At 70.8% G+C, this 11,244-nt stretch carries 8 protein-coding genes; 1 reads left to right on the plus strand and 7 read right to left on the minus strand.

The window, feature by feature from the left end:
* Positions 1 to 271: 271 nt before the first annotated feature.
* Positions 272 to 1,771 carry a sensor histidine kinase gene (locus tag EDF42_RS09885; protein ID WP_111085963.1) on the minus strand — a complete coding sequence of 500 codons (1,500 nt, stop codon included), beginning with the start codon at positions 1,769 to 1,771 and terminating at the stop codon, positions 272 to 274.
* Positions 1,772 to 1,889: 118 nt separating this feature from the next.
* On the opposite strand from EDF42_RS09885, the gene EDF42_RS09890 reads away from it, so the two are divergent.
* Positions 1,890 to 2,330: an Rv3235 family protein gene (locus EDF42_RS09890; RefSeq protein ID WP_123672223.1), complete on the plus strand. Its 441-nt coding sequence runs from the start codon at positions 1,890 to 1,892 to the stop codon at positions 2,328 to 2,330.
* Positions 2,331 to 2,473: 143 nt separating this feature from the next.
* On the opposite strand, the gene secA is transcribed toward EDF42_RS09890, so the two are convergent.
* From secA to mtrA, 6 genes are all read right to left on the minus strand, one after another.
* Entirely contained in the window at positions 2,474 to 5,254 is a 2,781-nt protein-coding gene (gene secA, locus EDF42_RS09895) for a preprotein translocase subunit SecA (RefSeq protein ID WP_123338986.1), read from the minus strand.
* Between the two features lie 171 nt (positions 5,255 to 5,425).
* Entirely contained in the window at positions 5,426 to 6,127 is a 702-nt protein-coding gene (hpf, locus tag EDF42_RS09900) for a ribosome hibernation-promoting factor, HPF/YfiA family (RefSeq protein WP_123672224.1), read from the minus strand.
* 160 nt (positions 6,128 to 6,287) lie between these two features.
* Positions 6,288 to 7,016: a ComF family protein gene (locus EDF42_RS09905; protein ID WP_123672225.1), complete on the minus strand. Its 729-nt coding sequence runs from the start codon at positions 7,014 to 7,016 to the stop codon at positions 6,288 to 6,290.
* 100 nt (positions 7,017 to 7,116) lie between these two features.
* Entirely contained in the window at positions 7,117 to 8,811 is a 1,695-nt protein-coding gene (locus EDF42_RS09910) for a GerMN domain-containing protein (RefSeq protein WP_123338983.1), read from the minus strand.
* Positions 8,811 to 10,508 carry an MtrAB system histidine kinase MtrB gene (mtrB, locus tag EDF42_RS09915; RefSeq protein ID WP_123672226.1) on the minus strand — a complete coding sequence of 566 codons (1,698 nt, stop codon included), beginning with the start codon at positions 10,506 to 10,508 and terminating at the stop codon, positions 8,811 to 8,813. The genes EDF42_RS09910 and mtrB overlap by 1 nt, the downstream gene beginning before the upstream one ends.
* Before the next feature lie 5 nt (positions 10,509 to 10,513).
* Positions 10,514 to 11,188: an MtrAB system response regulator MtrA gene (gene mtrA, locus EDF42_RS09920; protein WP_123292246.1), complete on the minus strand. Its 675-nt coding sequence runs from the start codon at positions 11,186 to 11,188 to the stop codon at positions 10,514 to 10,516.
* Between the last annotated feature and the right edge of the window lie 56 nt (positions 11,189 to 11,244).

Below are 11,244 nucleotides of genomic sequence, written 5' to 3' on the forward strand. Positions count from 1 at the left end.
GGGGCGGAGCGGCACGCCGTGCGCTGATCCTCGGGGTTCCGCAACCTGCCGCGCGCCGACCGTCGAGGTTCCAGAACACGCGCGATCGCCCGCCGAGATGCGCAGATCTCGGAACCTCACGAGCGGGCGCGGAGGCGGGTGCCCCCCCCCCCGAAGCGGGCGCCCGTGCGCGCCCCCGCAGGGGCATTGCGCCCCGAAGAGCCGGGGCGCAATGCCCGTGAGCGGGCGCGAACCCGACGCACCACTCCCGCGGCGCGGCGCGGCGCAGGGGCTAGGCGGGAGCGGTCAGCCAGCGGAACGGGATGGTGATCGTCACCTCGGTGCCGCTACCGGTCAGGGTGTGCCAGTCGATCGTGCCGCCCAGCTCGCCCTGGATGAGCGTGCGGACGATCTGGGTGCCGAGACCCGAGCCGACCTTCCCCTCGGGCAGGCCCACGCCGTTGTCACGGACCTCGATCTCCAGGTGGTCGTCGAACCGGCGGGCGACGATCTCGACCTCACCGTCGCGGCCGTCCAGCCCGTGCTCGACGGCGTTCGTGACGAGCTCGGTGAGCCCGAGTGCGAGCGGCGTGGCAGCCTCGGACGGCAGCACCCCGAACTCGCCGGTCTTCTTCGGGTGCACGGTGGTGTTGTGCGACGCGGCGACCTCGGTGACGAGCTTGAGCACCGAGTCGAAGACGTCGTCGAAGTCGACCGTCTGGCTCAGGCCGCTCGACAGCGTGTCGTGCACGACGGCGATGGCTGCCACGCGGCGCATCGCGTTCTGCAGCGACGTGCGTGCCTCGTCGGAGTGCGTCCGGCGGGCCTGGATGCGCAGCAACGACGCCACCGTCTGCAGGTTGTTCTTGACGCGGTGGTGGATCTCGCGGATCGTCGCGTCCTTGGTGATGAGCTCGCGCTCCTGGTGCCGGAGCTCGGACACGTCGCGGCAGAGCACGATCGCACCGATGCGGTCGCCGTGGTCGCGGAGCGGGATCGACCGCAGCGACACCGTCACGCCCTTCGACTCGATGTCGGCCCGCCACGGAGCGCGACCGGTGACGACGAGGGGCAGTGACTCGTCGACGTCGAGCTGCGCGCCGATGAGTTCGGTGGTGACCTCGGCGAGGGACTTCCGTTCGAGTTCCCCCTCGAAGCCCATCCGGTTGAAGGCGCTCAGGCCGTTCGGGCTGGCGAACGTCACGATGCCGGCGGTGTCGAGGCGCAGCAGGCCGTCACTGGCGCGCGGTGCGCCGCGACGCGGACCGGCCGGGGCGCCGAGGTCCGGGAAGTCGCCCGTCGCGATCATGCCGAACAGGTCGTTCGCACTCGCGGTGAAGTTCAGTTCCTGGCGGCTCGGCGTTCGCATCTCGTCCTGGTTGGAGTGCCGCGTGACGACGGCGATCGGCCGCTCGGTGGTCTCCGCGCTCTTGGCACTGAGGCGCCGAAGCACCGGGATCGCGCGGACCCGGGTGGGGGTGTCCTCGTACCAGTCGGGCTCGGCCGAGTCGACGACGCGGGCGCCGGCGAAGCTCTCGGTCACCTGACCGCGCCACTCCTCGCGGATCTCCTGGCCGACGATGTCGCGGTAGAACAGCGTGGCCGCGGAGCTCGGTCGGGCGTGTGCCACGGCGACGAACGAGCCGTCCTCGGCAGTCGGCACCCACAGCACCATGTCGGCGAAGGACAGGTCAGCGAGCAGCTGCCAGTCCCCCACGAGCAGGTGGAGCCACTCCACGTCGGCTTCGGAGGAACGGCCTTGCGCGAGGACGAGGTCACTGAGGGTCGACACCCAGCCAGTCTAGGTGCGCCGACTTGTGGACAACGTCGCCCTCTCCACAGGCTCAGCAGCTTTGTATTTCTCATGTTGCACGCCCCATACGCTCGCACCAGCAACGGAAGGGGCAGGGGTGGCGGAGCAGGCACGCCGGATCGACCACACGACGACGACGGCGCACTCGCCGCCGCTCACGATCGTCGAACCAGAGCCGGTCGAGCAACCAGCGAGCGGCCCACCGGACCCGGCGGACACCGCACGCGCCCTGGGACTGTGCGTCGCCGAAGTCCTGACCGGGGCCCGCGAGGTCGACAGCATCGCCCGCTGGATCACCGACGACGTGCACCGACACCTGCAGCAACGTGCAGCCGTGGCCGCGCACGCCCGCTCGGTGCGCCGACGGTCGCGGAACCGAGCGGTGCTGCGGGTCGGCAGCGTGCTCGTCTGCCGACCGGCGGACGGCGTCGCCGAGGCCACGGTCGTCGTGCACACGCGCAGTCATGCACGCGCCGTGGCGATGCGGTTGGAGACGCGGGACGGCAGGTGGCGCGCGACCGCGATCGGCGTCCTGTAGGTGCCTGACGCGGACGGGAGGCCCGTGGCGGTGTCGCCACGGGCCTCCCGTCCGCCGGTCGGTGCGCTTGGTGAGCAGCAATGGTCGGGTCCCGACGCGGGACCCGACCATTGCTGCTCACGATGCGCTGTCGCGCACGCGGACTACTTCTTCGACGCCTGACGACGCTCGGCACGGTTGCCGGCCGCGGCAGCCTGGCCGGAGGCCGTGGCTGCGTTGCCGAACGCGGAGCCCTGCTCGGGCTCGGCAGCTGCCTCGGCTTCGGCCTGGGCCTGCTGTGCGCGCGCCGTGGCCGCCTGCTCGAGGCGGCCCTTCTCGTCGCGCACCTCGACCTCGCCGTCGATCGACGGTGCCGAGTACTCGAGGCCGGAGACCTCGTCCTCGCCGAGACCCTTGGCCTCGATGACGGCGTTCTCGCCGTCGGACTGCACCTGGACCTCGAGGTTGAACAGGTAGCCGACCGACTCTTCGCGGATCTGGCCCATCATCGTCTGGAACAGCGCGTAGCCCTCGCGCTGGTACTCGACGAGCGGGTCACGCTGCGCCATCGCACGGAGGCCGATGCCGTCCTTGAGGTAGTCCATCTCGTACAGGTGGTCGCGCCAGCGGCGGTCGATCACCGACAGCACGACACGACGCTCGAGCTCGCGCATCGCCTCGTCGCCGAGGAGCTCCTCACGCGTGGAGTACGCCAGCTTGGCGTCGGAGAGGATCTCGCGGCCGAGGAAGTCACGCGAGGCCTTGCCCTTCGAGCCGGCCTCGGTGATGACCTCGTCGATGGAGATCGAGATCGGGTAGAGCGTGCCGAGCTCGGTCCACATGGCGTCGAGGTCCCAGTCGTCCGGCGAGCCCTCGCCGGTGTGGGTGTCGATCACGTCGTCGATCACGGCCTTGAGGAACGACTGCGCGCGGTCGTGCAGGTCGTCGCCCTCGAGGATGTGGCGGCGGTCGCTGTAGATCGCCTCGCGCTGCCGGTTCAGGACGTCGTCGTACTTCAGGACGTTCTTGCGGATCTCGGCGTTCCGGCCCTCGACCTGCGCCTGGGCGGAACGGATCGCGCGTCCGACGAGCTTGTTCTCGATCGCCAGGTCGTCCGGCACGTTCGAGCGGCCCATGAGGCTCTCGGCGGCACCGGAGTTGAACAGGCGCATGAGGTCGTCGGTGAGCGACAGGTAGAAGCGGCTCTCGCCCGGGTCGCCCTGACGGCCGGAACGACCGCGCAGCTGGTTGTCGATGCGGCGCGACTCGTGGCGCTCGGTGCCGAGGACGTAGAGCCCACCGGCCTCGCGGACCTTGTCGCCCTCGACCTCGACCTCGGCCTTGACGCGGGCGAAGACCTCGTCCCACTCGGCTTCGTACTCGTCGGGGGTCTCGGTCGGCGACAGGCCCTTGGCGTGCATCTCCTGCACCGCGAGGAACTCGGAGTTGCCGCCGAGCATGATGTCGGTGCCTCGGCCGGCCATGTTCGTCGCGACGGTCACGGCGCCGTGTCGGCCGGCCTGGGCGACGATCGCGGCTTCACGCGCGTGGTTCTTCGCGTTGAGGACCTCGTGCTTCACGCCCTTCTTGGCGAGGAGCTTCGACAGGTACTCGGACTTCTCGACGCTCGTGGTGCCGACGAGGACGGGCTGGCCCTGCTCGTGGCGCTCGGCGATGTCCTCGGCGACCTGCTCGAACTTGGACTTCTCGTTCTTGTAGACCAGGTCGGTCTGGTCGATGCGCTGCATCGGCTTGTTCGTCGGGATCGGGACCACGCCGAGCTTGTAGGTCGACATGAACTCGGCCGCTTCGGTCTCGGCGGTACCGGTCATGCCGGAGAGCTTCTGGTACAGCCGGAAGTAGTTCTGCAGCGTGACCGTGGCGAGGGTCTGGTTCTCCGCCTTGACCTCGACGTTCTCCTTCGCCTCGATCGCCTGGTGGATGCCCTCGTTGTAGCGACGGCCCATCAGGATGCGGCCGGTGTGCTCGTCGACGATGAGCACCTCGCCGTTCATCACGACGTAGTCCTTGTCGCGCTTGAACAGGGCGACGGCCTTGATGGAGTTGTTGAGGAACGAGATGAGCGGGGTGTTCGCCGACTCGTACAGGTTGTCGATGCCGAGGTAGTCCTCGACCTTCTCGATGCCGGGCTCGAGCACGCCGACGGTGCGCTTCTTCTCGTCGACCTCGTAGTCCTCGCCCGGGGTCAGGCGCTTGGCGATCGAGGCGAACTCCGTGAACCACCGGTTGGCCTCGCCCGAGGACGGGCCGGAGATGATGAGCGGCGTGCGGGCCTCGTCGATGAGGATCGAGTCGACCTCGTCGACGACGGCGAAGAAGTGGCCGCGCTGCACCATGTCGGAGGCCTGCCACGCCATGTTGTCGCGCAGGTAGTCGAAGCCGAACTCGTTGTTCGTGCCGTAGGTGATGTCCGCGGCGTACTGCTCGCGGCGCTCGGCCGGCGTCTGGTTGGCGATGATGCAGCCGGTCGTCATGCCGAGGGCGCGGAAGACGCGACCCATGATCTCGGACTGGTACGACGCCAGGTAGTCGTTGACCGTGATGACGTGCACGCCGCGTGACGGGATCGCGTTGAGGTACGCCGCCGTGGTCGCGACGAGGGTCTTGCCCTCACCGGTCTTCATCTCGGCGATGTTGCCGAGGTGCAGGGCCGCCCCGCCCATGAGCTGCACGTCGAAGTGCCGCATGCCGAGGGTGCGCTTCGCTGCTTCCCGCACGGCGGCGAACGCCTCGGGGAGCAGGTCGTCGAGGGTCTCGCCGTTGGCGTACCGCTCGCGCAGCTCCTTCGTCTCGTCCTGGAGTTCCTCGTCGGTGAGGCTCGAGAAGTCGTCCTCGAGGTCGTTGATCGCCGAGGCGTACGCCTTCAGCCGGCGGACGGTGCGTCCTTCGCCGATGCGGAGGACCTTCTCCAGCACGTTTGCCACGTGAGCTCCTTACGGGGTCGTCGTGCGCGACCTGCGCGCCCGATCGACCAGTCATGCTAGCAACCCCCCGGTGCCGTGCGCTGTGAGGGGTGTCGGTGTGGGGGCAGCGGTGTGCGCGGCCCGCGAACGGACCGCGCACACACGGGTCGGACGGTGTCCGCAGCGATCGCGTCAGGCGAGCGCGGCGGCCGGCTCGACGTCCACCGACGCCGCGGCACCGGTCTGGTCGTCGATGCCGATCACGCCGTAGTCCCAGCCCTTGCGTCGGTAGACGACGCTCGGGCGGTGGGTCTCGGCGTCCACGAACAGGTAGAAGTCGTGTCCGACGAGCTCCATGAAGTACAGCGCGTCGTCGACGGTCATCGGGGCGGCCTCGAAGACCTTGTGCCGGATGACCACGGGGCTGTAGACCTCGTCGTCCTCGTCCTCCGGTGCGTCGGCGTCGACGACCGGGACCGCGCCGGTGGCGACGTCCTCGATGAGGCGGCCGTCAGCGGGGACCACCCCCATGCCGTCGAAGCCACTGCCTGCGGCCTCGGCCACCGAGGTCGGGCGGTGACGACCGCGGTGCACCTTGCGCCGGTCACGAGCACGACGCAGCCGTTCCATGATGCGGGCGAAGGCGAGGTCGAAGGCGGCGTACTTGTCGGACGCCGCGGACTCCGCCCGCACGAGGGGCCCGGGACCGATGAGCGTCAGCTCGATGCGGTCCTCGCCCTGGCTGCCGCCCGACTTCTCGTGGTGGCGGCTGATGCGCACCTCGAAGGCGAGCGCACGGTCAGCGAGCACGTCGATCTTCTCGGACTTCTGTTCGACGTAGGTGCGGAATCGGTCGGTGACCCCGACGTTCCGGCCTGTGATCGTCACGTCCATGTCGCGGCTCCCATCGAGCTTCGGCGCGTCGCCTCCATCCGGCGAACCCGAACGCCTTGCCGCGAGGCTAGACCCGCCGCAGGTCCCGCGTCACGGTGCGTCGGCGAGTCCGCCGGACACCCACCGGACGCACAGCGGTCACCCGGTGTTCACCGAGCCGTCAGTCCTCGACGCTCGCGACGGCCACGCACCGGACGACCCGGCCGCCCGCGGCGCGGACCGCCCGCACCCCCTCGGCCATCGTGACGCCGGTCGTCACGACGTCGTCCACGAGCACCACGTCCCGCCCGTCGACCCCGCACGCCCGCAGCGTGCCGACGGTCGCGGCGACCCGCTCGATCGCCGTCCGTTCCTTCTGGCCCGGCCCCCCGCTCGCCGGTCCACCCCGGACCCGCACCCGTCGGAGCCGCCCGGTGCCACGGACGCCGCCGCGGGCGAGCAGCAGCACCACGGGGTCGAACCCCCGACGCCGTGCCCCCGCCCGCGACGGCGGGACCCGCAGCACGACGGTGCCCACGGGTGCCTCGGCGAGCGCGGCACGCACGAGCGAGCCGAAGCGAGCACCGAGCGGTCGTGCGACGTCCACCCGACCGCGGAGCTTCAGCTCGAGCAGCAGGGTCCGGACGAGTCCCTCGTACTCGAAGGCGGCGTCGAGCCGCACGCCCGCGACGAGTCGGACCCGACGCGGGCGTACGGCCAGGGCGGCGCGGCAGGCCCGGCAGAGCGCACGGTCGGGGCGTCCGCAGCCCAGGCACTCCACCGGCAGGAACAGGCCGAGCACCGCGAGCGCCGCGTCGCGCCACGGCGTGAGCGGGTCCACCGTGGACCGGTCCTCGGTGGGCGGGTCCTCGGTGAGCGGGTCCTCGGTGAGCGGGTCCTCGGTGCGCATGCGACGAGTGTGGTGGCGACCGGACGGCGGTCGTGGGCCGACGGTGCGGACGGTGGACGGGCCTCCCGGCCGGGGTGGGTGTGGAGGGGTGACCGCGTCGTCAGCGCTGGACGCCGAGCACGTCCGCGGTCACGCCGGTGGTGTCCCAGCCGCCGCCGGTGGACTGCAGCACCGATCCGCTCGACATCCGGAGCAGCAGTGCACCACCACTCCCGCCACTGATCGAGGTCGCGCGACCGTCCGGCTTCGGCAGCGTGCTCGACTGCCCGCCGATGGTGGTCCGGACGACGTTCGGCCCGGCCGTGGTCTGCCCGACCGACGCCACGTCGGTGTCGCTCACCCACGTCGCTCCGACGGCGTCGCCGGTGGCCGCCTGCACGCGGACGGCTGCGCCGAACGACGTCGGGGAGCGGTCGGACCCGCGGATGATCGCCATGACGTACAGGCCGGGACCGTCGGCGGTCTGGATCAGGGCGAGTGCCCGGGTCGAGTCGCGGGACACCTGGAACGACACGAGGTCGCCGCGCGGCAACGACGTCGCGACCTGGTGCGGGTCGCCGCCGAGGCCGTAGGCGGTGATCCGGCGGGTGTCCGAGGACTGGCCGACCCAGACGAACCCGAGGTCGTCGATCGCGGGGGCGACGAGGTCCTCGCGGGCGTCGACGCGCAGGTGGTCGTCGCCGCGGACGACGACGGCACCGTCGCGGTTGCCGACGGCGGCCGCGGTGCCTGAGGCGGACAGCGAGATCGAGGTCGGGTCGAGGCCGGCCACGGTGTCGCCGACGCCACCGCCGAGCTTCGAGACCTTGCCGGTGCCCGAGGCCGCGTAGCCGACCACACCGTCTTCGTCCACGAGGGGGCGGGGGTCGACGTCCGGGTTCTGCTGCGCGTTCGCCCCGCTCGAGTCCGGGACGGACAGGCTCGCGCCCTCGATGGTCATCGACACCGACGAGATGGTGGCGACCGAGGCGAGCGACTTGCTCAGCTGCTCGCGCATCCGGACGCGGTCGACGGTGCTGGCGCGCAGGGCGTCGCTGGACAGGTCGACGAGTGCTGTGCCGCTGTCGATGGTGACCGCGTTCAGGGAGAGCTGGGTGCCCTCGGGGAACGACGAGACCACGGCGCCCTTCAGCCAGTCGGCGGGACCGGCCATCAGCGCGCTCGCGATGCGGGTGCTGGTGGACGAGCGGGCGAGGAACCAGCGCTCGTCGGGCACGAGGAACCGGAACGTCGGGTCGTAGAAGTACAGGGCGTGCTGCTGGAAGACGGAGTCGAAGCTCACCGGGGACAGGATGATGCCGTCCGGGGCGTAGGCGATGCGCCACTCGCCGTCCTCGCGGGTGAACTGGAACGTCAACGTGGACGAGGTCGGGCGGACCGCCTGGGTGTACTCCCCCTCGGAGTCCACCGTCGCGCTCGCGGTGAGCGTGTACGTCAGCTCGCGGTCGTCGGCGCGCTCGACGGTGCCACTGCCGTCGCGGATCGTGACGCCCCGCCGCGGGTTCCACTGCTGCGAGAAGTCCGAGGCGAGGAACTGCCGGGCGATGGCGTAGTTGTCCTGTGCGCCGGTGGCCGCCGCGATGAACCCGCGCAGGATCGCCGTCTGGTCGGAGCCGGTGATCGGCTTGTCCGGCCGGAAGTCGACACCGGACAGCGACTCGTCCTTGATCGTCTGCCCGGTGCGGACGGCACCGTCGACGGGGATCGCGGCGCAGGCGGTGAGCGCCAGCACGCTGACGGCCGCCAGTGCCGCGGCGACGACGTGCCGGAAGCGGGGACGGAGACGGGGGCGCATCAGGACTCCTCTCGCACGGCGCGGGGGCCGTCGTACGACTCGTCGAGCTCGGGCAGCGGGATCGCCGACGTCGCGGCGGTGACCTGTTCGTTGCGGGGCAGGGTGAGCACGAAGGTCGACCCCTGACCGGGGCGGGACCACACGTCGATCCGACCACCGTGCAGCTTCGCGTCACCCAGGCTGATCGCGAGACCCAGGCCGGTGCCGCCGATGGTGCGCTTGCGGCTCGGGTCGGCGCGCCAGAATCGGTCGAACACCCGTGCTGCGTCCTCCGGCGGCATGCCGACGCCCTGGTCGCGCACCGCGATGGCGACTGTGCGGGCATCGCTGTCGACGACGACCTGGACGGGCTTGGCGTCACCGTGCTCGATCGCGTTGCCGACCAGGTTGCGCAGGATGCGGCGGACGCGCTTGGCGTCGAGTCGCATCGTGGTGTGGCCGCCGGGTGTGGCGAGCTGCAGGTCGATGCCGGCGCGTTCGGCCAGGGGCCGGAACTCCTCGACGATGTCCGCGGCGAGCGCCGCCGGCACCGACGGCTCGGTGTCGAGCTGCACGGCCTGGGCGTCGTAGCGGGAGATCTCGAGCAGGTCGGCGAGCAGCAGCTCGAACCGCTCCACCTGGGCGTGCAGGAGCTCGGCCGAGCGACCGACCGAGGGCTCGAACGCGTGCCGCGAGTCGAAGAGCATGTCGCCGGCGAGCCGGATGGTGGTGAGCGGCGTGCGCAGCTCGTGGGACACGTCGGACACGAAGCGCTGCTGCACGCGGGAGAGCTCGGCGAGCTGGGTGATCTGCCGACTGACCGCTTCGGCCATGCCGTTGAAGCTCCGTGCGAGCGTCGCCAGGTCGTCCTGGCCGCGCACCGGGATGCGTTCGTCGAGGCGTCCGGCGGCGATCTTGCGGCTCGTCTCCGCCGCCTCGCGGATCGGGACGACGACCAACCGGACCACGAGCGACGTCACCAGGGCGATGAGCACCATGAGCGCGACACCGCCGATCGAGAGCGTCTGCGACACGAAGTCGAGGGTCTGCTGGGCATCGGACAGGTCGTAGACGAGGTACAGCTCGTACTGGCCGGCGCTCGGGATCTGCAGCGTCGAGCCGACGGCCAGCCCGGGCACGCGGCGGCCGTCGTCGTCGAGCTGCACCGGCTGCAGGCTGAGCTTGCCGGTGTTCGCGCCGACCTCCTTGCGCAGGGCGTCCGTGATGACGGCGTCCGGGAAGTCCTGGCTCGCGATGGTCTGCAGCGTCTGCGGGGTCGACTGGTCCGGGCTCCGCTCGATCGCGATGCTCGTGCCGCCGGGGCTCGTCGTGTTCGACAGGATCGCCTGCTGCGCCTCGTTCTGCAGCGTCTCGAGCTCCGACTGGTTGTTGTCCTCGGCCGCGGTGGCGGCGTCGAAGATCCCCTGCGCGACGATGGTCGCGCGGGCCGACTCGGACTCGATCTGGTCGCGGCGCTGCGAGTAGACGTTCGTCGAGATGCTCACCATGACGGCGGTGCCGATGATCCCGACCGCCAGCCCGGTCGTCATCACGGTGATGGCGACCGAGCGGAACATCAGGGACCGACGCCACACGTACGCGACGGGCCGCCAGCCGCGACGGACCCACCGGCGCATCCGTCGTCGGCCGCGGCCGACCACCCCGATCGACACGGTGGCCGTGCTGGGAGCGGTGCCGGCGGGCGGGGCGGGCGGCACGGCGGTCAGGCTCCTCCGGCCCGGTACCCGACGCCACGGACCGTGGTGACGGTCTTCGGGTTGTCCGGGTCGTGCTCGATCTTCGCGCGCAGGCGCTGGACGTGCACGTTCACCAGGCGGGTGTCGGCCTTGTAGTGGTAGCCCCAGACCTGCTCGAGCAGCATCTCGCGGGTGAAGACCTGGTTCGGCTTCTCGGCGAGCGCGCGGAGCAGGTCGAACTCGAGCGGGGTGAGCGCGATGACGGTGTCGCCGCGGCGGACCTCGTGCCCGGCGACGTCGACCGTCACGTCACCGACGTGCAGCACCGTGGCGTCGGTGGCGCTCGGCCGCAGCCGCGTGCGGATGCGGGCGACGAGTTCCTTCGGGTTGAACGGCTTGACGACGTAGTCGTCGGCACCGTTCTCGAGGCCGAGGACGACGTCGGCGGTGTCGCTCTTGGCGGTGAGCATGATGATCGGCGTGCCGCTCTCGGCACGGATGCGTTTGCAGACCTCGATGCCGTCGATGCCCGGGAGCATCACGTCGAGCAGGACGAGGTCCGGCTTCGTGCTGTGGAACGCGTCGACGGCGTCGTTGCCGTCAGCGCTGAACTCGGGTTCGTAGCCCTCCGAGCGGAGGACGATGCCGATCATCTCGGCGAGGGCCTGGTCGTCGTCGACGACGAGGATGCGCGGTGTCATGTGATGTGGACTCCGTGTGGCGTGCGGGTGGTGCCGGGTCGGCACGTGTCCCCACA

It is taken from the genome of Curtobacterium sp. PhB172, assembly GCF_003752545.1.
GTDB lineage: Bacteria > Actinomycetota > Actinomycetes > Actinomycetales > Microbacteriaceae > Curtobacterium.